Origin of the sequence: Leifsonia sp. 2TAF2, assembly GCF_052115085.1 — a bacterium.
GTDB lineage: Bacteria > Actinomycetota > Actinomycetes > Actinomycetales > Microbacteriaceae > Leifsonia.
The window spans coordinates 160,614-181,997 of sequence record NZ_JBFRFY010000003.1 but is presented as its reverse complement, the minus strand read 5'-3'; the positions used below and the strand labels follow the sequence as shown (position 1 = coordinate 181,997).

Below are 21,384 nucleotides of genomic sequence, written 5' to 3'. Positions count from 1 at the left end.
CGCTACGGCTCCTGAGCCACCACGATCGCGAGCGAACCGTCGGGGCGGATCGTGACGCTGCTCAGACTCATCGCGAACGGTTCTGCATCGCTGCGGACCGTGATCGTGCCGTCGAAGAGCGACTGCACCGTCACGTCGAGGTGTGCGACGCCGACCATCTTGTCGGTGGTCCACGAGGTGTCGCCGGGGACGAGGCGCACCTTCGGGTAGGTGTCAATCGACCAGGTGGGCTCCCCCTGCACCCGGTCGTCGATCTCGACGCCGAAGGGGCAGCCGGCGGGCTGGAGCACCTTCTGCTCGGCGCAGCGGTCGAGGAACGCATCCACCTGCTTCTGCACTGCAGTCGTGAACGCCGGGGTGGGCTGCGCGTCGACGGTCGCCTCGGTGACGTGTCCGGATGCGGCGGTGACGGTCACCGGCGCCGCCTGCACGTAGTGCGAGCGGTGACTCAGCTCGAGCGGGGCGAGCGGGAGCACGAGGTAGTCGGCGGAGACATTGAAGGCCGCAGCCGGCTGATCGGGCGACGCGGCCCGCGGGTTCACCGTGTGCCGGCCCACCGTGAACGTCGACGCGTGGGCGACGGTGATCCGGGCGACCCCGACCGGGGTGGATGCGAAAGCCCACGTCGGCAGCACACCGAGCACCGACCCGGTCTGATGCACCCGGAAGGTCGCCGAGACGGGCTGCCCGTCCGCGCGGGCGTCGACCACGACCGTGTGCACGCCGTCGGCTGCCGTGGTGTCGGAGACGACTCGGACGTCGCGGATCGCGGGCAGGATGTCGGAGCGCAGCAGCTCGCGCGACGCGCCGACCGGCAGTCCGGAACGGTCCAGTGCCGACGCCGTCGGGGCCGCGCCGGGCATGGCCAGGGCATTGGGCACATCGTGGGCCGCGATCGACCGGACGAACCCTTCCACGAAGCCGCTCGGGCTGTAGTACGCGCGCTGCATCGCCCCGAGTCCCGCGACGAAGGCGGCCAGGAGCAGAACGCCGACGCCCGACCAGAGCAGGACGGCGCGCCGGCGCGCACGAGCGTCCCCCACAGCCATGAGGCCATCCTAGGGTCCTGTGGATAGCCGCCATGTGCCCCTGTGCGCGGGTTAGAGTAGTGCGGCAGGTCGGGCGACGCGAAAGGGGCGAGGATGGGCCGTCTCTCCCTCTCCCCTGAGCAGCAGGCCGTCTTCGAGCTCATCGAGAACACGCGCGAGCATGTCTTCGTGACGGGTCGCGCCGGCACGGGTAAGTCCACGCTGCTGAACCACCTCTCGTGGAATACCGAGAAGTCGCTCGTCATCTCGGCGCCGACCGGCGTCGCCGCGCTCAATGTCGGCGGGCAGACCATCCACTCGCTGTTCCGGTTGCCGATCGGGGTCATCGCGGACCATGCGATCGACCAGCGCGCCGAGCTCCGCAAGCTGCTGAACACCATCGACACGCTGGTCATCGACGAAGTCTCCATGGTCAACGCCGACCTGATGGATGCGATCGACCGCAGCCTCCGTCAGGCCCGGCAGCGCGCCGGTGAGCCCTTCGGCGGCGTCCAGGTGGTGCTGTTCGGCGATCCGTACCAGCTGGCTCCCGTGCCGGGCGACCGGGAGGAGCGGGCCTACTTCGCGGACACCTACCGGTCGATGTGGTTCTTCGACGCCCGCGTCTGGCAGGAGACCGACCTCCGCATCGTCGAGCTGCTGCAGGTGCACCGTCAGCACGAGTCCGACTTCCGGTTCATGCTGAACGCCGTGCGTCACGGGCAGGTGACGAAGGAAATCGCGGACCGCCTGAACGAGGTGGGGGCGCGACCGGCTCCCGACGATGGGACGATCACCCTGGCGACCCGCAATGATACCGTCAACCGCATCAACGCGCAGGCGCTCGAGCGCCTCCCCGGCCGGGTGCTGACGGCCAAGGCGGAGGTGAGCGGCGACTTCGGCGGGCGCAACTATCCCGCCGACGAGAGCCTCGAGCTGAAGGTGGGTGCGCAGGTCATGTTCCTGCGCAACGATGTCGGCCAGGGAGACGGCCCGCGCTGGGTGAACGGCACGATCGGCACGGTCACGCGCATCGACTCCAACGTGTACGTGGATGTCGACGGCGACGTCCACGAGGTCGAGCCGGCCATCTGGGAGAAGTTCCGGTACACGTGGTCGCCGGAGACCAAGAAGCTGACGAAGGACGTCGTGGCCGAGTTCACGCAGTTCCCGCTGCGGCTGGCGTGGGCGGTCACCATCCACAAGTCGCAGGGCAAGACGTACGACGCGGCGATCGTCGACCTGGGTTCGCGCGCGTTCACGTCGGGCCAGACCTACGTGGCCCTGAGCCGGATCACCACCCTCGACGGTCTCTATCTGACAAGGCCCCTGCGCCCGGGCGACATCACGGTCGATCCCGACGTGGAGCGGTTCATGCGCGACGCCCGGCCGGTGTCGATGCCCGTCGCGGGTGCGCAGGTCGGCTGAGCGGCGCCGGGATGAGGCATCGAGAGAGGGGACGGCTGTGGCGGTGACCTTCGTGCTGGACTTCAGCGACGGCCAGCATCTGGAGACGAGCGGGAACGGCGTGATCGGGAGGAACCCGGCCGTGCACACCCCGGGGACCGAGATGGAGGATCCCGCTCACGTCGAGTTGGTCACCATCGAGGACGGGGCGAAGTCGGTATCCCGCGCACACCTCGCCTTCGGACAGTACGACGGCGTGTTCTGGGTGATGGACCTCGGTTCGGCGAACGGCACGACGATCACCTATCCGGGCGAGGGCACGTTCGCGTGCGACCCGAGCACGCGGCATGAGGTCGACCCCGGCTCGGTGGTGCGCTTCGGCGCGGTCTCGTTCACGCTTTCCCAGCGCTGACGGCGTCCACCGAAGCGCTGAGGGCGCATCCGCCTCAGTGGTGGTGGTGCACCGTCACGGCGGCGATACCGGCGTCGGTGAGCCCCAGTGCGGGAATGGTAACCGCACTGACCACGCAGGCGCTCAGCGTGAGCGCGATGACGAAGCGGAGCGGCGCATTCTGCTCGGGGTCCGGGCGCCCCCGGCGGACGATCACGGCTGCGGTCGCGGCGACAGCGACGTCGAGCAGGGATGCGGCCGCCATCGGCGCGATGGGCAACGCGATGATGGTGCCCCCTGAGGCGGTGGCACCGGCGACGGCGAGTGCCGCCCACATCCCGACAGGCAGCAGCGCCAGTGCCGGGACCAGCCGGAACACGAAGGGCCGGTCACGGGCGAGCGTGGATGCCGCCCACACCAGCTCGGCCAGCGCCAGCAGCAGGAAGGCTGCGAGAAGGGGAGGAGGTGCGCTGGGGGCCAGCGCTGCGTGAAGCAGACCGGCCCCCAGTGCGGCCACGGCGAGGAACGCGCGGGCCGCCGGGCCCACCGCGACGGCCGAAGAGGCCGACGCGGCGGGGGCTACCCGCAGCGTATCCGTCATCCTGCTCATGGGAGCCGTGGCCCCGCCGGTCAGGCGGCGGCAGTGCGGGCGCGGGTTCCCCGGTCGGCGCCGAGGCCGGTGCCGAGGAGGACGATCGCGCTCACCAGGTGGAGGAAGTGGTCGGGCGTGTTCAGCGCGAGGATGTTCGCGTCTGTCCCGACCAGGAAGAAGCCGACGATGCCGAGGAGCAGGTAGACGGCTCCGACGGTGATGTTGACGGCCTTGGCTGCGGCGACGCGGGTCAGGCCGGCGATCAGGAGCGCTGCTCCGATCAGGAGGTGTGCGATGTTGTGCAGCGGGTTGACCTCGAAGACGCCGAGGAGCAAGCCGCCCTTGGTGGCGATGAAGCCGACCCCGCCGGTGACGGCGAAGCCGAGAAGCCCGACCAACAGGTAGACAGCCCCGAAGATCGTGGCCACCAGACGATTCGGTGATGTGCGCATGGTCTTGTTCCTTCCGTAGGACGGCGCACGTGCGGCGCCTCACTTACCCATTCGCAGCGTCGACCCGATCGGATTGCGGCCACAGCCCCTTGCGTGACGGCAAGGTTTCTGCCGCACGTTACAATCGCTGGACACGAAGGCCGACCGCCAGGGGATGTATCGATGCGACGTGACACCAGATTCGGGCGGATCGCGCTCGCCGCGACCGCCGGGATCGTGGCGCTGATCCTCGCCGGATGCACGTCCGTGTCGGGGAGCGCGAACCCTCCCGAGCAGCAGTCCGGCGGCTTCTCGAAGGATGTCGAGAAGCGCTTGTCGACCGCCGTCACGGACGCGATGAAGCTGGCCGATGCGTCCGCCGGTTTCGCGGGTGTCTGGGCGCCGTGGTCCGGGAGCTGGTCGGACGCGCAGGGGACGACCACGCGCGGCGGTTCAAAGCCCGTCACCGACGACATGACCTTCCGGATCGGCCAGAACACCGTTCCCATGACCTGCACCGTGCTGCTCGAACTCGTGGACGAGGGCCGCATCGGCCTCGACGACCCGCTCACGAAGTGGCTGCCGGGGCTCGTCGGCGTCGAGGGCATCACCATGCGAGAGCTGTGCCAGAGCACCTCGGGTCTCGGGGACTACGTGGCGCAGCTGAACCCGAAGTTCGTGATGAATCCGCGGCGGCAGTGGCCGCCGCTCGAGCTCGCCAGCGACGGGATCGCGATGCAGAAGTTCGGCACCCCGGGCGAGAAGTACGGCCGCTCGGCGACGAACGCGGTGCTGGTCGGCATGGCGCTGGAGAATGCGACGAGCCGCAGCTGGCAGGAACTGTACAAGCAGTATGTCTTCGACAAGCTCGGGATGAGCGCGAGCACGCTTCCCGGAAGCTCCCAGTTCTCGGTGCCCGGAGCGCATCCTGCCGGGTACGCGGCGGGACTCGACGGCGCGGGAGCCGTCGTCTGCGAACCGATGCGCGATGTGAGCCGCCTCTCGCCGTCCCAGGGCTGGACCGCCGGAGGCGTCGTGTCGAACGTGCACGACCTGCGCGCGTTCGGCCAGGCGCTCGCGAGCGGCAGCCTGCTGAGCGAGAAGTCGCGCAAGGCCCAGGTGGATGCGGTCGTCAACGGCCAGTCGTGGCAGCGCTACGGCCTCGGTGTCCAGCTTCTCGGGCCGCTCCGTGGAAGCACCGGCTCGATCCCCGGATACGTGTCGGCGGTGTACTCCGACCCGGGATCCGGCCTGACCGTCGTCGTCGCCTTGAACAATTCGACTCCGGGCGCGGGATTCGCCCAGCTGCTCGCACAGCGGCTCGTGTCGATCGTGTCGAAGACGCCGGCGAAGCAGAAGGGCGCGAAAGTGGTCGCGTCCCTCCCCTGGTCCGAGCAGCAGACCGTCGATGCGATGGCGAAGTCGGCGCCGTGCCCGGCGAAGAAGGCCGGCTAGGGCCCAGCTGACGACGCGCTAGGGCGTCCTACGCCCCCGCGAGGGCCGCGAGTTCTGCCCGCACCGGGAACGCATCGTCGTCGAGGACGAGTTGTAGCGCAGCTCCCGTCGCCCGGTTGACGATGACCGGCGCCAGCAGGTTCACCGTGCTCCCCTCGCGCGACGGGGTCACCACGACGAGAAGCAGTGCGTCCTCCGCGGCCGCGATGCCGAGCTCGGCGGCGCGGTCGTCGGGCAGCTCGGGCGAGTAGCCGGGCAGGTGACGTTCGGCGTCGAGGGCGAAAAGCCGGATCTCCGGACGCTCGGTCGATGCCAGGGTGAAGAGTCCGTCCGCCCCGGCGACGGGGTCGAGGGTGAACGCGTCGAGCGGCTCGAGCCCGGGCGGTGGGGCGAGAAAGCGGACCGCGCTCATCGGAGGAAGTCCATCAGCGTCGGCTGCAGCACGCGGGCCGTGACGGCGATCGCGGTCTGGTAGTTCACATCCTGTGTCTTCAGGTCGAGGATCACCTTGCTGAGGTCGACATCCTCGAGGGACGAGCGCTGGCCTTCGAGCGCGTTGGCTCCGACGGCGAGCGCATCCTTCGCCTTGTCGATGCGGGTCTGGCGACCGCCGACCTCCGCGTGCTCTCCCACGATCGCCTTCATCCTGTCGTCGATCTCCGCAAGTCTCGGGGTGACGTTCACGCCGGTGCGAAGGTCGTTCACCGTGTTGTCGATCAGCGAGAACACCGACGTCGCACCGGTTCCGAAGACCGCGGCTCCGTCGGCATCCACCCGCACCGTGGTGTCGGGTCCGATCCTGCGCTCCACTGTACTTCCGGCTACTCCGGTGAACGAGTAGTCGGGCTGGAAGGCGACGCCGGCGTCCGAGTTGCCCGCGAACACCGTCCGACCCAAGTAGGTCGTGTTCGCCAGCGAGAGCAGGCTCTTCTTGAGTCCGTCGAGCTCGGTCGCGATCGATTCCTTGGCCTCCGGTGACATGGCGCCGTCGTTCGCGCCTTGAACCGTCAGATCGCGAACGCGGTGCATGAGCGTCTCGACCGAGGTCAGCGCGGAGTCGGCTGTCGTCAGCCAGGCGTCGCCGTCGCCGACGTTGCGCTGGTACTGGGCGGTAGTGGCCTGGTCGGCTCGCACGCCGAGCGCGCTCGCCGTCGCTGTGGGGTCGTCCGACGGCTTGTTCAGCAGCCGACGGCTCGTCGCCTGGTCGTACAGCTGCGCCTGACGCTGCAGGCTCAGCTGCAGGTTGCGCTGAGCGTTGAGGGTCTGGGTCGCGTTGGTCACACGGCTGATCATGACTATCTCCCGACGAGTCCGGTGTGGTTGATGAGCACGTCGAGGGCCTCGTCCACGGCGGTCATCACGCGCGCCGCACCCTGGTAAGCGTGCTGGAAGGACAGCATGTTCATGTTCTCCTCGTCGAGGTCGACGGATGCTCCGGAAAGCTGTGCGTTGGTGGCGGCGCTGCTGGCCAGGTCGGCCAGATCCGACTGCTGCTTCTCGGTGCGGCTGGCGACGCCGACGCGCACCACGAAGGCGGCCCACTGCTTATCGACCGCGTTGGCGCCCGTTCCGAGCTGGCTGATGGCGTCGGCGATGCTGCCGTCCTTGCCACCGGCACCCGGTGTGCCCGTCGCGATCTGGTTCACGCCGGTCGGCACGACCGAGAGGCCGAGCGCGGCCGGTTTGGAGGCGTCGATCGCGAAGAAGTCGAGGCCCGTCGCACCGGTCGGCGTCGCGCCGGTCGAGTGCACGGCGTTGACGCGCTGGGCGAGGGTGACGGCGAACGCGTTGAAGCTCACGGCGGCCTCGGCGAGCACGCCGCCGGTGCCGGTCGCATCGGCCGGGGCGAGGGTCGAGATCGCGCCGGCGATGGACCCGCCCTCCAGGGCGATGGCGGCGCCCGGACGGTACGCCCACTCCAGGCGGACCGGATCGGTCGCGGCGTCCGCCATCCGGCTGGCACCGGCGGCCTTCACTGCGTTGGCCGTCGTGCCCGAGACGAGCGCGTTGCCGCCGACCAGCACATCCACCGTGCCGTCCTCGTTGGGGCGGACCACTCCGCCGGCGATCTTGGCGATCGATGCGGTCAGCAGGTCGCGGCGGTCGAGCAGCTCGTTCGCCGACTGGCCCCCGGCCAGTGCCGAGCGGATGCGGCCGTTCAGGTCGGCGACGGCGGTGGCGGCGGTGTTGAGGTCCGCGGCCATGCCGTCCACAGACGTGCGGAGCGCGCTCCACTGGTCGTCCACGGCGTGGTAGCCCGCCTGGATCTGAGTCACCAGGCTGCCCGCCTGGCCGAGGAGGACGCCGGCGGGCGCCTGCTCCCCCGCCTGGTTGGCCACGTCGCCCCACGCGGACCAGAACTTCTGAAGCTGCGCCGAGAGGCCGTTCGTGCCCGGCTCGTTGAGCGACGACTCCAGGGTGGCCAGCGCGTCGGCCCGGGTGTTGGTGTAACCGGACAGGGCGGTCGTGCTGCGGACGCGCGAGTCGAGAGCGGCGTCATCGAGCCGCTGGATGCCGTCCACGCTCACACCCTGGCCCGGGCGCACTCCCCCGCTGAAGAGGCCCGCGGACGCGAGAGCGGGGACGCCGGAGGTCGTGACGCGCTGACGGGTGTACCCCTGCGTGTTGGCATTGACCAGGTTCTGCCCGACGACGTCAAGGCCCGCCTTGGCGGCGACAAGCCCGGTGTAGGCGGTGTTCAGGCCGCTGAAGGTGCTCATCCGGTCACGCCTCCGTGTCGAAGAAGCGGGCGGTGTCGCCGGCGGAGCCCGTACCGCCGACGCCGTAGACGCCCGGGTCGTCGCCCGTGCCCGACAGCGAGCTCAGGGTCTCCTGCGTGGAGCGCGCGGCCTCGCGCAGCAGGCGCTCGTTGGTGTCGCGCACCTCGGCGATCTGGGCTGTGAGCTCGGTCATGGCCGCCAGGTGCGAGCCGAAGATGTCGGACCAGATGCCGTCGGGAGCTGCGGTGGCCAGCTCCCGGAGCGTCGCATCCGGGCTGATCCCCCACTCCTCGGCGAGGGCTGAGACCTCGACGGTGCGGGCGAGTCCGGTGGCGCGCATCCGCTCGATGACCTGCTCGACCTCGCGGGTGGCGTGGGAGATCCAGCGCGACTTGCCGGCGATGAGCAGGAGCTGCTCCTCCTCCAGCTTGAACAGCAGCAGCTCGAGAAGCTCGCGCTCCTTCCAGAGCTGCGCGGAGAGCTCGCTCGCGGCCATGTCGCTACCAACTTCCTCATGAGTCGATGTGCGCACCTGGTCTCCTCGGGTCTGAAGGTCGGTGGATGGTGTCCCCGCCACCTCTGACCATCGGCACGCTTGCGCCTGATGTTAGGCGTGTGCGGCACTCCGTGAGCGGCGCGACGTACCGCTTCATGGGGGGCTGCCAGTATTCCCCGTACTGGGGGTACGCGCTGCCCCGTAATGGGGACAGAAAGCATGCAATCTGAACAGTCTCGAATTGTTACCGTGAACAGCGGAAGACACCTAGCACCCCGCTCGGCACCCGACTAAGCCCGAGCGTCCACCGCACCGCCCGAGTACCAGCGACAGCCTCCCCGAACGAGGCCGGCGCGAAGTATCCGTCCGATGAAGAGGGGTCGCCCAGCGTGAACCGGAACGAACGCAACGCGCTCGTCGTAGAGAACCTGCCGCTTGTCGGCTACTTGGTCTCCGACCTGTGCTCGCGCGCCACCCACCTGTCGCGCGACGACCTGGCCTCCGCCGGGGCCGTCGCCCTCGTCACCGCAGCCGACGCGTACGACGCGACCACCGGCGTCCCGTTCGGCGCCTACGCCCGAACTCGCATCCTCGGCGCGCTCGCAGACGAACTGCGCGCCTCCGACTGGGCCACCCGTTCCGCGCGCAAGCGCATCAAGGAGACGCTGGTGGTGCAGGAGAGCCTCACCGCCGCGCTCGGGCGCAAGCCCAGCGTCGACGAGATCGCGAACGCGCTCGGCGTCGACCGCGAGACCGCCGCGGCCGGCCTCGCCGACGCCTCCCGCACCGTCACCGCGCTCGACGAGACGATCGAGCCGCTGCTGATCTCGGAGACGGTGGGCCCCGAGGACTCCCTGCTGGCGAACGAGCAGACCGCCTACGTGCGCGCCGCCGTCGCCGCCCTCCCCGACCGGATGCGCTCCATCGTCGAGGCCATCTACTTCGACGACCGAACGGTCACCGAGATCGCCGACGAACTCGGCATCACGCACTCCGCCGTCTCCCAGCAGCGCTCCGAGGCGATCCGCCTCATGCGCGAGGGGATGGCCACCCACTACGCCGACGAGGGAGACCCCGTCGTCATCGAGGCGAAGACCTCCCAGGCCCGGCGCAGCGCGTATCTTGCGCGCCTCGCGCAGCACGCGGTCGCGGGAGTCTCGCGCCTCTCCCCCACGTCGCCGAGCTCTGCGCGAGCATCCTGACAGCACATCGCTAACGGGACGGCAACGACAGCCGATAGAGGCTGATGCGGACCACGGAAGGGCCGCGGACCACCACCCAGTCATGGAGGAAACATCATGGGTATGCAGATCAACACCAACATCGCGGCGAACAACGCCTACCGCAACCTGAACAACACGCAGGGCGACCTCTCGAAGTCGCTCGAGAAGCTGTCCAGCGGCCTCCGCATCAACCGTGCGGCGGACGACGCGGCCGGCCTCGCCATCTCGGAGGGCCTGAAGTCGCAGGTCGGCGGTCTGACCGTCGCCGCCCGCAACGCTCAGGACGGCATCAGCGTCGTGCAGACCGCTGAAGGTTCGCTCACCGAGGTCCACTCCATCCTGCAGCGCATGCGTGACCTCGCGGTGCAGGGCGGTAACGACTCGAACAACGCCACCTCGCGCGCGGCCATCCAGACGGAGGCCGATGAGCTGGGCAAGGAGCTCAACCGCATCACCAACGGCACGAACTTCAACGGGATCGACCTGCTCAAGGGCGGCTCGCTGAACTTCCAGGTCGGCGCGGGCTCGACGGCGAACGACACCATCGCGGTCAACCTGGCCGACGTGGCGACCTCGGTCGGCACGCTGTCCGGCGCTGCCGGCGCCACCGGCTTCGACGTCACCACCAACGCGGCGGCGAACACCACCATCACGGCGATCGACACCGCGATCACCGCGATCTCGACCGCTCGCTCGGAGCTCGGCGCCTCGCAGAACCGGTTCGAGTCGGCCGTTCGCAGCCTGAACGTCTCGAAGGAGAACCTCTCGGCCGCGTCCAGCCGCATCACGGACACCGACATGGCGGAGGAGATGGTGAAGTACACCCGCTCCAACATCCTGTCGCAGGCCGGTACGGCGATGCTCGCTCAGGCGAACCAGTCCAACCAGGGCGTTCTCCAGCTGCTCCGCTGATCAAGCCCGGCGGCCGGGGCGTAGTCCCCAAAGCGCGCCCCGGCCGCCGCACCATCCGCACCACCGCAGCACCCCGCACCACTGTCGTAGGAGGGAGAGAACCGCATGGGCATGGCCATCGACGGGCTCATCAGCGGCCTGAAGACGACGGACCTGATCGACAGCCTGATGCAGGCGGAGGCGATTCCGCAGACGCTGCTGAAGAACAAGGTCACCGACTCCACCACCTTCATCAGCGCCATGCAGACCCTCAACTCGAAGGTCGCTGCGCTCGCGGACTCGGCCGCCAAGCTGGCGAAGCCGGCAGGGACGGACCTTCACCTCGCCTCCAGCAGCTCCACCTCGGTCACGGCGACCGCGGGCACCGGAGCAGTGGACGGCACCATCGACTTCACCGTGGACCGGCTGGCGCAGTCCCAGGTCACGGTCACCGGCCCGCTCACGCAGTGGCCGGATCAGCCGCCGACGCTGACCTTCGTCGCCGCCGACGGCACCATGAAGCAGATCACGGCGGCCAGCTCGTCGCTCGCCGACGTCGCTGCGGCGATCAACCAGGCGGGTGTCGGCGTCAGCGCAACCCGTGTTTCGTCAGGTCTCGACCCGGCGACCGGTCAGCCCCTCTACCGCCTGCAGCTCAGCTCGACGAAGACCGGTGCTGCGGCGGCGTTCACCGCCTATCGCGGAACGACGGCGGATGTCACCGCCGGCACGGCGACCAACATCCTGTCCGACGCGGGTTCGTCGCAGGTGCGGCAGGCGCAGGACGCCCAGCTGACCCTGTGGGCCGGAACCGGCGCCGCGCAGACCGTGACGAGCGCCACCAACAGCTTCACCGACGTGCTCCCCGGCGTGACGGTCGCGGTCTCCGCCGCATCCACGACACCGGTGACCTTGACGATCGCGCGGGACGACAAGAGCATCTCGACGGCCGCGGGCTCCCTCGCCGGAGCCGTCAACGACATCCTGAGCTACATCGCCCAGAAGCAGGCCGTCGCCACCACGACGAACGCGGCGGGAGGCACCGTCGTGACGGGCGGCGTCTTCACCGGCGAGTCGTCGGTCCGCGATGTGAACCAGAAGCTCGTGGATGCGGTGATCGCCCCCATCAACGGCGTCTCCCCCTCGACCTACGGCATCAGCATCGACCGGGACGGCGCCGTCACGTTCGACCAGGACGTCTTCGCGAAAGCGATGGCCGCCGACCCCGACACCGTCAAGGCGGCGGTCGCGACGATCGCTCAGCGGGTGGCCGGTGCGGCCACCGACGCCAGCGACAGCTACACCGGCTCGATCTCGCTGAAGATCAAGGGCGAGCAGTCGCTGGTGAAGAACCTCAACGACCAGATCACGGACTGGGACGGGCGGCTCGCCGACCGGCGGTCGACGCTCGAGAAGACCTACGCGAACCTCGAGGTGCAGCTGCAGCAGCTGCAGTCCCAGTCGTCGTGGCTGACCGGCCAGTTGTCCTCCCTCCCGACTGCGAGCGCATAATGAACGTCCTCACCTCCGCGGCCTCGAAGCTCTCGGCCTACAACCGCGACAGCGTCCTGTCGGCCAGCCCGGCCCGCCTACTCACGATGCTGTACGACCGCCTGCTCCTGGACCTCAACCGTGGCGAGGCCGCGCTGCAGGCACAGCAGTGGCCGACCGCGTGGGAGAACCTGCGGCATGCCGACCAGATCGTTGCCGAGCTCGCGGGCACGCTGCGGGTGGACCTGTGGGACGGTGCCGACGGCCTGCTCCAGCTGTACGGCTACCTCGCCGATCTCATCGTCGGCGGGATGATCGAGCGCGATGCGTCGAAGGTGCACGAGGCCATCGAACTCGCCGAGCCGCTGCGCCGCACCTGGCATGAGGCGGCCGCGCTGCTGCCCGCCGCGGTGCCGGCGACCGACGCGGAACGGGATCTCGGTGTCGCCTGACGAGCCCGTCCGGGAGGCGCTGGCCTGGTCGGACGCCCTCGACGTGCTGGAGAACGAACTGCACGGCGCCCTCGCCCAGGCGACGCCTGTCCCCTGGCGTCCGCCGGCGGGCCTCGGCCCGATCCCGCCCGAACTGAAGGATCGCGCTGCCCGCCTCCTCGAGGCGCAATTGCACACGATCCGGTACCTGGAGGACGTGCGGCAGACGACGGCGCGGCACCTCGCGGCCGTGCGTTCTGTACCCCGGTCGGAGGTCGGGGCGCATCCCGTCTACTTCGACCTGATCGGCTGACCTCCATAGCACTTGTCCACCTGTGGATAACTCTGTTGAGAATCCGTGGATGACGACCTGCATCGTGTGGAGGACACGCGCGGGATGTGTGGACTCTCAGATTCCCAGGATCGCGATTAGCCCGCTGATCAGGGATTTTGAGCGTCGACACGCCATGTCGAACACCTCTTCGAAAGTACACGCCTGTAATTCACAGTGGGGTACACGCTGTGGATGACCATGTGGGAAACGCGCAAGCGAACATCTTCTTGGAGGGGTTCCTAACGGCTGCGGGGGAGTTGCCGATAGCTCTTCTCGAGCACGGATCGCTCATCGACTGGCCACGGATGGGCCGCCCCACGACCCAGGAGTGCAGCTGTGCTCGAATCCGTGACCAGTGCCGCCCTCGCGAGCGCCCTCGACGGCCTCGCCGCGCGCCAACGCGCCATCGCGAACAACATCGCCAACGTCAACACACCGGGCTACACGGCTGAGCGCGTCTCCTTCGAGGATGCGCTCGCCGCCTCCGTAGCGGATCACGACGGGCACGCCAATGCGACGACCGCCCGCTCCCTCGAACCCACGCGCCTCGACGGCAACAACGTCAACCTCGACACCGAGACGGTCTCGAACGTCGACACCGTGCTGCGGTTCCAATTCGCCTCGCAGGCTGCGGGCACCCAGTTCTCCGCCATCCGCGCCGCCCTGAAGACCAGCTGACCCCGGACAGCCACGAAAGGAGCATGACGTGACATTCGACGCCATCGGGATCGCGGGGACGGGCCTGACCCTCCACCGCCACTGGCTGGACGCCATTTCGGACAACATGGCCAACATCAACACCGCGAAGCCGACCGACGGCGCCGCCTTCCAGGCACGCTACGTCGAAGCTCAGGAGGGCGAGGGCGTCTCGGGCGTCTACGTCGCCGGCGCGGCCTACGGCAGCGCGGAGGGGCGCATGGTCTACGAGCCGACCAACCCCGTAGCGAACGAGAACGGCTACGTCCGCTACCCGGACATCGACCTCGGCGAGCAGATGGGCGCCCTGATCATGGCGCAGCGCGGCTACCAGGCCAACGCGTCGGTCGTGGACCGCGCCAAGGAGACGTACCAGGCGGCCCTGCAGATCGGGAGGAACTGATGCCCATCCCCGCCATCGGAGCCATCTCCGCCATCGACCCCACCGCAGGTGCTGCGGCGACCCCGTCGGTCGGCGGAACCGGGGGAGCGGCCTTCGGGAACGCCCTCTCCGGCGCTGTCGACAACCTGCAGCAGTTGCAGGGCGACAGCGACCGCCTCGCGATCCAGGCCGTCACCGGGAACCTGGACGACATCCATGACGCGACCCTCGCATCCACCCGCGCCCAGGTGACCCTGGAGCTGGTGGCCGGGGTCCGCAACAAGGCGGTCGACGCGTTCAACGAGATCATGAGGATGCAGGCCTGATGCCTCAGCAGGTGACCGGTTTCCTCCGGCGGCTCGGCGACACGATCCGCGGCTTCTCCGTGGCCCAGCGGGTCATCGCGATCATCGGTGTTGCTGTGGTCGCGCTCGGGATCACAGGAATCTCCATGTGGGCGTCCCAGCCCTCGTACACGCCCCTGTTCTCGGGAGTGGCCGCCTCCGACGCGTCCGCGATCGTCGACCAGCTGCGCACCGACGGGGTGCCGTACCAGCTGACGGACGGTGGGGCGACCATCCTCGTCCCGCAGGAGAAGGTCTACGACGAGCGGCTGAAGGCGGCGTCGGCGGGTCTGCCGGCCTCGACGACCGGCGGATACTCGCTGCTCGACAAGATGGGCGTCACGTCGTCCGAGTTCCAGCAGAACGTCACCTACAAGCGGGCGATGGAGGGCGAGCTTGGCAACACGATCGCCGCAATGAAGGGCGTCAAGGCAGCCTCCGTGCGTCTCGCCATTCCGGAGGACACTGTCTTCGCGGCCGAGAAGAAGGACCCGACGGCGTCCGTCTTCGTGGAGACCCAGAGCGGCGTGACACTGAGCGCCGACCAGGTTCAGGCGATCGTCCACCTCACGAGCGCTGCCGTGCCCGCGATGAAGCCGACGGATGTCGCCGTCGTGGACGCCGACGGCACGGTGCTCAGCACGGTCGGCGGCGGCGCGACCGGGGGAGCGGACAAGCAGGCGAGCGACTACGAGACCCGCGTGAAGTCGGCAGTGCAGGAGATGCTCGACAAGGTCGTGGGCGCCGGAAACGCCACCGTCGCCGTCGCGGCGGACGTCAGCACCGAGACCGCGCAGCGCACGGAGGAGTCGTACACGGCCCCGACCGATGCGCCGTCGCTCAGCGAGACCACCCAGAAGGAGACCTACACCGGCACGGGCGGCGGCAGCGCGGGCGTGCTCGGGCCGGACAACCTGGCCGTTCCGAACGGCACCAACGGCAATGGCACCTTCAATTCCGAGTCGAGCACCAAGGACAACGCGGTCGACAAGGTCACCGAGCAGCGCACCATCCCGGCCGGTGCCATCAACCGGCAGACCGTCTCGGTCGCGCTCAACTCCGACGCGGTCGGCTCCGTCAGCGCCAACGAGATCCGCAGCCTGGTGAACGCTGCGGCCGGCATCGACCTGAAGCGCGGCGACGCGGTCAGCGTCGAGATGGTCCCGTTCAGCAAGACCGGGGCCACCGAAGCGGCCAAAGCGCTGCAGGAGGCCAAGGATGCGGCCGCCGCCGACCAGCTGAGCGGCATCATCCGCACGTCCGTCATCGCCGCGGCGATCGTGGCGGCGGCGATCATCGTCTTCCTGCTGTTCCGCCGGGGCCGGAAGCGGGCGGCCGAGCAGGCCGCGCTCGCCGACGACGCCGAGAGCCTCGCGCTCGACGCGTTGCCGTTCCCGATCGCGCTGGAGCAGGCGGCGCCGACGGTGCCCATGCAGCTCGACCCGATGCCCGAGCCGACGGACCCCGCGGAGGTGGAGGCCGACCGGCGCCGCTCCGAGATCGAAGCGCTCGCCGAGCGTGACCCGCAGCGCACAGCGGAGTTCCTCCGCAGCCTCATGGATGACAGGGCGGGCGTATGAGCACCGCTCTGACCGGCGCGCAAAAGGTCGCCGTGGTGCTGATGAACATGGATCAGCAGCGCGCGGCGCAGGTGATGAAGCAGTTCTCCGACGAGGAGGCCGACGAGATCACCGCCGAGATCCTGCGGCTGCGTCGCGTGGACCCGGGGGTGGCGGAGAAGGCGCTGAGCGAGTTCCACGACCTGGCGACCCGCGGCACCGTGACAACGCGCGGCGGCCGGGACATCGCCGTCGGTCTGCTGGAGGCGTCGTTCGGCGCCGAGCGCGCCACGGGCGTGCTGAACCGTGTCGCATCGAACCTGGCCGGCAAGCAGTTCGAGTTCCTGGATGCGGTCGAGCCGGCACAGGTGCAGATGCTGCTCGCGGGTGAGTTGCCGCAGACCAGCGCCCTCGTGCTGGCGCACCTCCGAGCCGACCACGCCTCGCGCATCCTCACCGGGCTCGACGAGGGGACGCGCACCGAGGTCGCGCACGCGATCGCGACCATGGGGTCGCCGAGTCCCGACGCCGTGCGCGTCGTCGCCGAGACGCTCAAGCAGCGGGCCAGCGCTGTCGTGTCGTCGCGGGCATCGTCCGACGCGGTCGGGGGAGTGCAGCCGCTCGTCGACATCATCAACCGGTCGGATGCCGCCACCGAGAAGGCCCTCCTCGAGGCGCTGGAGCAGCGCGACCCGCAGCTCGCCGAGGAGGTGCGCTCGCGCATGCTGACCTTCGAGGACATCGTCCGCCTGGAGGCGCGCGACGTGCAGCAGGTGCTGCGCGGCGTCGACGCCGCCGTGCTCGCGGTGGCCATGAAGGGCGCCGCGGAGGCGGTCACCGAGATCATCACGACGAACCTCTCCGAGCGCAACCGGGAGATCCTCGAGGACGAGGTGCGCATCCTCGGCCCGGTGCGGGTGTCGCAGGTCGAGGACGCGCGCGCCGAGATCGTGCGCGCCATCCGCGACCTGGAGGCCACCGGTGCCATCACGGTGCAGCGTGGGGACGAGGACGCATATGTCGAGTGACGCGGCCCTCCTGCCGGCCTTCGAGCCGCTGGCCGTCCCGGTGATCGCCGAGACGGAGCACGAGCGCGCGGCGATGTCGTCCGCCCGGTCGCGCGGTTACGCCGCCGGTTACGCCGAGGGTCGCCGGGCGGCCGCCCGGGAGCAGCAGCAGTGGCTCGCAGAGACCCAGGACGCCCGTGCCGCCGAGAGCGCGGAGGCGGCCGAGCGGATCGCGGTGCTGGCCGCGGCCGTGCGGGCCTCTGCGGTGGAGCTTCGCGAGGCGACCGTTCCCGTGCTCGCCGAGGCCGAGAACGCGCTGGTGGATGCGGCCTTCGAGCTGGCGACGGCGGTCGTCGGCGTCGCGCTGGACGATCGCCTGGCTGCCGCCCGTGCCGCTGTCGATCGCGTCCTGTCCGCCGCCCCGGCCGGCGTCGTTCCCGTCGTTCGCCTGAACCCGGAGGATGCGGAAGCACTCCGCAGCGCCGGTCAGACACTCGACGAACTGCAGCTCGTCGCCGACCCGTCGCTGGCACGCGGCGATGCGATCGGAGACCTCCCGAACGGCTGGCTGGACGGCCGCATCCGCTCGGCCCTCGACCGGGCCAAGGAGGCACTGTCGTGACCGCCGTGCTCAGCCGCTGGGATGCCGCGGTCGGCGCGGCCGGTGTCGAACGTGTCGGCAGGGTCACCGCTGTTGTGGGCCTCGGAGCCGAGGTGGAGGGAGTACCCGCCGCAATCGGCGACGTCGTCGTCATCGGCGAGGAGCCCGGCGTGCACGCCGAAGTCGTCGCGACCACCGCGGACCGGGTCAAGATCATGCCGTACGGACCACTGACCGGCGTCGCCGCTGGAGCCCCGGCCCGCGCGGTGCGGGCGCCGCTGCTGGTTCCGACCGGCCGTGGGATGCTGGGCCGCGTCATCGATGCGCTGGGCCGCCCGGTCGACGGCCGCGGCCCGATCGAGCCCGACGGGTTCGTGGCCCTCGGCAACCGCGCGCCGGACGCGATGCGCCGCGCGCGCATCCTGCAGCCGCTCGGCCTCGGTGTCCGCGTGCTCGACACGATGGTGACGGCCGGGCGCGGGCAGCGCCTGGGCCTGTTCGCAGGATCCGGTGTCGGCAAGTCCTCACTGCTGTCGATGATCGCCCGGGGGACGGACGCGCAGGTCTCGGTGATCGCCCTGGTGGGGGAGCGCGGGCGCGAGGTGCGCGAGTTCCTCGAAGACGACCTCGGCCCCGCCGGTCTGGCCCGCTCGGTGGTGGTCGTGGCGACCAGCGACGAGCCCGCCGTCATGCGGTTGCGCGCGGCGTTCGCGGCGACGCGGATCGCCGAGGCCTTCCGCGACGAGGGCGCCGACGTGGTCCTGATGATGGACTCGCTCACGCGCGTCGCCATGGCCCAGCGCGAGATCGGCCTGTCTGCGGGCGAGCCGCCGGCGACCCGCGGCTACCCGCCGTCGACGTTCTCCCTGCTCGCGCAGCTCCTCGAGCGTGCCGGAACCGGCGAGACCGGCTCGATCACCGGGCTTTACACAGTGCTCGTCGACGGCGACGACCACAACGAGCCGATCGCCGACGCAGCGCGGTCCATCCTCGACGGCCATGTCGTGCTCGACCGCAAGCTCTCGGTCGTCGGGCACTTCCCGTCGGTGGACGTGCTCGGCTCGGTCTCACGGTTGGCGACACGGGTGACCACACCGCAGCAGCGGGCCACCGCGGTGGCGCTGCGCAGCATCCTCGCCGCCAAGGTGGCCGCGCAGGACCTCCTCGACGTCGGCGCGTACAAGCCGGGGACCAATCCCAAAGTGGATGCGGCGGTCGCTCACGCCGACGCGATCGACGCGTTCCTCCGCCAGTCCATCGATGAACCGGCGCTCGCCGCCGAGTCGTGGGCCCGGCTGGAGTCGCTTGTCGGAATGCTGGGGGGTGTGTGATGGCACGAGCGTTCGCACTGGCCGGACTGCTGCGGCTGCGGCAGATCGAGAAGGAGCACGCGGCGAGCGATCTCGCCGCGGCCAACGCGCTGCGCCGGGATGCGGGGGAGCGGCAGGCGCGCGCCATCGCCGCCCTGCACGCGGTCCCGGTCGAGGCGACCGACGCGAGCACGCTGTTCGCGATGGCAGCAGCGCGCGCATCCAGTCGCAGCATGCTGGCCGACCTCGCTGCGCTCGCCGCAGAGCGCGACGCTCAGGCCGTCGAGGCGCAGCAGGCGTTCACCGAGGCGAAGAAGCGGGCGGTCGGCCTCGAGAAGCTCGAAACACGCCACCGCACCGAGGTCATCGCCGGCGACCTGAGCGCAGAGCAGTCGGCCATCGACGAGGTCGCGACCGGCGCGTGGCGCCGTGCCCGCGAAGGGGGAGAAGCATGAGCATGACCGACGCCATCGGCCGGATCGCGCAGATCCAGGCGACGCTGGTGCAGTTGCAGAGTCCGGTGCGCGCGAGCGCGTCTGCGCCCGGTGCGTCCCCATCCTCGGCGTCGGCCACCTCGGCGACCGACTTCGCGTCGGCGCTTTCGGGTGCACTGGGCGCGACGGACGGGGCCGCGAGCGGAACGCCGACCGGCGCCGACGTGGTCGCCGACGCGAAGAAGTACCTCGGCGTCCCCTACGTCTTCGGCGGCACCAGCGCATCCGGGCTCGACTGCTCGGGTCTCGTGCAACGCGTCTTCAAGGACCTCGGGATCGACGTGCCGCGACTCGTCTCCGGTCAGTCGACCGTCGGTACGGAGGTTCCGTCGCTGGCGCAGGCCCAGCCGGGAGACATCATCGTCACCAACGGCGGGGAGCACATCGTGATCTACGCGGGCGACGGCAAGGTCATCCACGCACCGAGCGAAGGGCGCAACGTCAGCCTCGTGGACAACTGGATGAGCGACTCCGACATCGTGACCATCCGCCGGGTGGTGCCGCAGGCGGCGCCGGTGGCTGCGGCGGCTGCGTACGGTACGTCGTCCGCGTCGTCCGCGTCGTCCGCGTCGTCCGCGCAGGCGGACATGATGCGCTCGCTGTTCGCGTCGCTAATGCAGGGAGGCTCGCTGTGAGCCCGGCGACAGTGGCCTCGGCTCCGTCGGCCGCGCCCGCGCCTCGCGCCGGGTCGGCCGGGGGCGGTGCCGGTGCCGCCAAGGGGTCGGGTGACGCCTTCGATGCGTTCCTCCGGGGAGCAGTGGATGCCACGCAGAGCGACGGGCAGACGGTGTCTCGGCCCAAGCCGGCACGCCACGAGAGCAAGACCGCGGACAAGCCGGATGCGACCCCGGCGGCTGTGAAGGACCCCTCGACAGCTGCGGGAAACGACTCGTCGGCCGCGGTCTCCGCGCCGGATGGTGCGACCGATGCGGCCGCCCCGGCGGCGGCGACGGTGACGGATGCGACGGCGCCGGGGGAGTCGAACACAGCACCGTCTCCTTCACCGATTCCTGTCCAGCCCGACGCTCGGACGGTGGCCGCCGCTGCGATCGCCGCTCCCGCTGCGGCGCCGGGCGGTGCAACCGCACCCGCGGTGCTCGGAGCCGCACCGGCGGCGACCTCACCCGACGCGGTGTCGGCTCCCAACTCAGCAATCGTGGCCACCGAGGCGGTCGCCGTGGCCGTCGAGACAGGGAGTCCGTCGGCCGCGCGTCCAGCGACCACTGGTCAGGCCGGCCGACCTGCGACGCCGATCGCAGCGCCGGCTCCGGCCGACCCGCGAACGGGTGACCTCCCCTCCACCCCGCAGCCGGCCGTGTCGACGCCTGCCGCCGCCCCCGCTTTCGCCTCGCCGGACCAATCCGGAACCGTCCCGGCAGCGTCGGTGCTGACGCCGGCGCCCGGCCGCCCGGCCTCCGCTGAGCGCGCCGCCGCATCCGCGCCTGCGACTTCGACGACGTCGGCGTCCACCGGCGCCCCCGGCGTCGCCGCCGCAGCAGAACCTGGCGAGCCGGCCGCCGCATCCCCTCGCCTGGACCCCACGAAGCCGGATGCGGTGACCCCGACCGCGGCGCCCGCACCGCAGGTGCTGCCCACCGCCGATCGCACACAGAGCGCGCAACCGGTGACCGCCGCGCCGCCCGCCACGCCTTCGACGCAACCCACCCTCGGCTCCCAGCTCGCCCGTCCCGTCTTCACCCTCGCGGCGGCGGGCGCCGGTGAGCACGTGATGACCGTGCACATCACTCCCGACACGCTTGGCCCTGTGACCGTTCGCGCCCACGTCGGCGGTGAGGGCGTCCGCGTCGAACTGTTCGCCCCGACCGACCTGGGACGCGACGCGCTGCGGGCGATCCTCCCGGACCTCCGCCGCGACCTCGCCGGTTCCGGCCTGACCGGCACGCTCGACCTGTCGTCGCAGAACCAGCCCTCGCCGCAGCAGGATGCCCAGGCGGGCGGACGCCACGGCCGTCCCGACCAGCGCGCGGGCGAATCGGGCGCGACCGCCGCGACCGTCGCGCCCGTCGCATCCACCCGATCCACCCCGGCCGCACCCGCGGACGGGTCTTCGCACACCATCGACCTGATCGTCTAGAAGGGA

Annotated in this window: 25 protein-coding genes; 18 read left to right on the top strand and 7 right to left on the bottom strand. The window is 70.3% G+C overall.

Annotated elements, in window-relative coordinates; translation table 11 throughout:
- Positions 1 to 2 precede the first annotated feature (2 nt).
- Positions 3 to 1,049, bottom strand: a complete 1,047-nt coding sequence (locus AB4Z18_RS18385) for a hypothetical protein (RefSeq protein ID WP_441784212.1) — start codon at positions 1,047 to 1,049, stop codon at positions 3 to 5.
- A gap of 93 nt (positions 1,050 to 1,142) precedes the next feature.
- On the opposite strand from AB4Z18_RS18385, the gene AB4Z18_RS18380 reads away from it, so the two are divergent.
- Together AB4Z18_RS18380 and AB4Z18_RS18375 are read left to right on the top strand one after the other, a co-directional pair.
- The gene (locus AB4Z18_RS18380; protein WP_441784211.1) at positions 1,143 to 2,456 is read left to right on the top strand and encodes an ATP-dependent DNA helicase; all 1,314 of its coding nucleotides are present in this window, start codon (positions 1,143 to 1,145) and stop codon (positions 2,454 to 2,456) included.
- 37 nt (positions 2,457 to 2,493) lie between these two features.
- Positions 2,494 to 2,847 carry an FHA domain-containing protein gene (locus AB4Z18_RS18375; RefSeq protein ID WP_441784210.1) on the top strand — a complete coding sequence of 118 codons (354 nt, stop codon included), beginning with the start codon at positions 2,494 to 2,496 and terminating at the stop codon, positions 2,845 to 2,847.
- A 34-nt stretch (positions 2,848 to 2,881) separates the two neighbouring features.
- On the opposite strand, the gene AB4Z18_RS18370 is transcribed toward AB4Z18_RS18375, so the two are convergent.
- Positions 2,882 to 3,427 carry a hypothetical protein gene (locus AB4Z18_RS18370; RefSeq protein WP_441784209.1) on the bottom strand — a complete coding sequence of 182 codons (546 nt, stop codon included), beginning with the start codon at positions 3,425 to 3,427 and terminating at the stop codon, positions 2,882 to 2,884.
- A gap of 29 nt (positions 3,428 to 3,456) precedes the next feature.
- A complete protein-coding gene (locus tag AB4Z18_RS18365) occupies positions 3,457 to 3,870 on the bottom strand; it encodes a DUF4383 domain-containing protein (RefSeq protein ID WP_441784208.1) in 414 nt (137 codons plus the stop codon).
- 162 nt (positions 3,871 to 4,032) lie between these two features.
- Between AB4Z18_RS18365 and AB4Z18_RS18360 the strand changes: the two genes are divergently transcribed.
- On the top strand, positions 4,033 to 5,304 hold the full coding sequence (locus tag AB4Z18_RS18360) for a serine hydrolase domain-containing protein (RefSeq protein WP_441784207.1): 1,272 nt from the start codon (positions 4,033 to 4,035) through the stop codon (positions 5,302 to 5,304).
- Between the two features lie 28 nt (positions 5,305 to 5,332).
- Here AB4Z18_RS18360 and AB4Z18_RS18355 read toward each other — a convergent pair whose 3' ends face one another.
- Genes AB4Z18_RS18355 through flgN form a run of 4 tightly spaced genes read right to left on the bottom strand, consistent with a single transcriptional unit; the run spans position 5,333 to position 8,520 of the window.
- Positions 5,333 to 5,716 carry a flagellar assembly protein FliW gene (locus AB4Z18_RS18355; RefSeq protein ID WP_441784206.1) on the bottom strand — a complete coding sequence of 128 codons (384 nt, stop codon included), beginning with the start codon at positions 5,714 to 5,716 and terminating at the stop codon, positions 5,333 to 5,335.
- Complete coding sequence (gene flgL, locus AB4Z18_RS18350) at positions 5,713 to 6,585, bottom strand: flagellar hook-associated protein FlgL (RefSeq protein WP_441784205.1); 873 nt, start codon at positions 6,583 to 6,585, stop codon at positions 5,713 to 5,715. The genes AB4Z18_RS18355 and flgL overlap by 4 nt, the downstream gene beginning before the upstream one ends.
- Before the next feature lie 14 nt (positions 6,586 to 6,599).
- Complete coding sequence (gene flgK / locus AB4Z18_RS18345) at positions 6,600 to 8,024, bottom strand: flagellar hook-associated protein FlgK (RefSeq protein WP_441784204.1); 1,425 nt, start codon at positions 8,022 to 8,024, stop codon at positions 6,600 to 6,602.
- 4 nt (positions 8,025 to 8,028) lie between these two features.
- Positions 8,029 to 8,520 (bottom strand): flagellar export chaperone FlgN, encoded by a 492-nt coding sequence (gene flgN / locus AB4Z18_RS18340; protein WP_441784203.1) that lies wholly within the window; start codon positions 8,518 to 8,520, stop codon positions 8,029 to 8,031.
- A 389-nt stretch (positions 8,521 to 8,909) separates the two neighbouring features.
- On the opposite strand from flgN, the gene AB4Z18_RS18335 reads away from it, so the two are divergent.
- The 15 genes from AB4Z18_RS18335 (at position 8,910) to AB4Z18_RS18265 (ending at position 21,378) form a co-directional block, all read left to right on the top strand.
- A complete protein-coding gene (locus AB4Z18_RS18335; RefSeq protein WP_441784202.1) occupies positions 8,910 to 9,722 on the top strand; it encodes a sigma-70 family RNA polymerase sigma factor in 813 nt (270 codons plus the stop codon).
- A gap of 96 nt (positions 9,723 to 9,818) precedes the next feature.
- Positions 9,819 to 10,655, top strand: a complete 837-nt coding sequence (locus tag AB4Z18_RS18330) for a flagellin N-terminal helical domain-containing protein (RefSeq protein WP_441784201.1) — start codon at positions 9,819 to 9,821, stop codon at positions 10,653 to 10,655.
- A 105-nt stretch (positions 10,656 to 10,760) separates the two neighbouring features.
- Complete coding sequence (gene fliD, locus AB4Z18_RS18325) at positions 10,761 to 12,146, top strand: flagellar filament capping protein FliD (RefSeq protein WP_441784200.1); 1,386 nt, start codon at positions 10,761 to 10,763, stop codon at positions 12,144 to 12,146.
- On the top strand, positions 12,146 to 12,577 hold the full coding sequence (locus tag AB4Z18_RS18320; protein ID WP_441784199.1) for a flagellar export chaperone FliS: 432 nt from the start codon (positions 12,146 to 12,148) through the stop codon (positions 12,575 to 12,577). Before fliD ends, AB4Z18_RS18320 begins: the two co-directional genes overlap by 1 nt.
- Complete coding sequence (locus tag AB4Z18_RS18315) at positions 12,567 to 12,869, top strand: hypothetical protein (RefSeq protein WP_441784198.1); 303 nt, start codon at positions 12,567 to 12,569, stop codon at positions 12,867 to 12,869. Before AB4Z18_RS18320 ends, AB4Z18_RS18315 begins: the two co-directional genes overlap by 11 nt.
- A 357-nt stretch (positions 12,870 to 13,226) precedes the next feature.
- On the top strand, positions 13,227 to 13,568 hold the full coding sequence (locus AB4Z18_RS18310; RefSeq protein WP_441784197.1) for a flagellar basal body rod protein FlgB: 342 nt from the start codon (positions 13,227 to 13,229) through the stop codon (positions 13,566 to 13,568).
- Positions 13,569 to 13,596: 28 nt separating this feature from the next.
- Complete coding sequence (locus AB4Z18_RS18305) at positions 13,597 to 13,989, top strand: flagellar basal body rod protein FlgC (RefSeq protein WP_441784196.1); 393 nt, start codon at positions 13,597 to 13,599, stop codon at positions 13,987 to 13,989.
- A complete protein-coding gene (gene fliE, locus AB4Z18_RS18300; protein WP_441784195.1) occupies positions 13,989 to 14,294 on the top strand; it encodes a flagellar hook-basal body complex protein FliE in 306 nt (101 codons plus the stop codon). The genes AB4Z18_RS18305 and fliE overlap by 1 nt, the downstream gene beginning before the upstream one ends.
- Positions 14,294 to 15,892 (top strand): flagellar basal-body MS-ring/collar protein FliF, encoded by a 1,599-nt coding sequence (fliF, locus tag AB4Z18_RS18295; protein WP_441784194.1) that lies wholly within the window; start codon positions 14,294 to 14,296, stop codon positions 15,890 to 15,892. Before fliE ends, fliF begins: the two co-directional genes overlap by 1 nt.
- Positions 15,889 to 16,899 (top strand): flagellar motor switch protein FliG, encoded by a 1,011-nt coding sequence (gene fliG / locus AB4Z18_RS18290; RefSeq protein ID WP_441784193.1) that lies wholly within the window; start codon positions 15,889 to 15,891, stop codon positions 16,897 to 16,899. Before fliF ends, fliG begins: the two co-directional genes overlap by 4 nt.
- Positions 16,889 to 17,500, top strand: a complete 612-nt coding sequence (locus tag AB4Z18_RS18285) for a FliH/SctL family protein (RefSeq protein ID WP_441784192.1) — start codon at positions 16,889 to 16,891, stop codon at positions 17,498 to 17,500. The genes fliG and AB4Z18_RS18285 overlap by 11 nt, the downstream gene beginning before the upstream one ends.
- On the top strand, positions 17,497 to 18,810 hold the full coding sequence (locus AB4Z18_RS18280) for a FliI/YscN family ATPase (RefSeq protein ID WP_441784191.1): 1,314 nt from the start codon (positions 17,497 to 17,499) through the stop codon (positions 18,808 to 18,810). Before AB4Z18_RS18285 ends, AB4Z18_RS18280 begins: the two co-directional genes overlap by 4 nt.
- Positions 18,810 to 19,244: a hypothetical protein gene (locus AB4Z18_RS18275; RefSeq protein WP_441784190.1), complete on the top strand. Its 435-nt coding sequence runs from the start codon at positions 18,810 to 18,812 to the stop codon at positions 19,242 to 19,244. The genes AB4Z18_RS18280 and AB4Z18_RS18275 overlap by 1 nt, the downstream gene beginning before the upstream one ends.
- Positions 19,241 to 19,918: a C40 family peptidase gene (locus tag AB4Z18_RS18270; RefSeq protein ID WP_441784189.1), complete on the top strand. Its 678-nt coding sequence runs from the start codon at positions 19,241 to 19,243 to the stop codon at positions 19,916 to 19,918. Before AB4Z18_RS18275 ends, AB4Z18_RS18270 begins: the two co-directional genes overlap by 4 nt.
- On the top strand, positions 19,915 to 21,378 hold the full coding sequence (locus AB4Z18_RS18265; RefSeq protein ID WP_441784188.1) for a flagellar hook-length control protein FliK: 1,464 nt from the start codon (positions 19,915 to 19,917) through the stop codon (positions 21,376 to 21,378). Before AB4Z18_RS18270 ends, AB4Z18_RS18265 begins: the two co-directional genes overlap by 4 nt.
- Positions 21,379 to 21,384 lie beyond the last annotated feature (6 nt).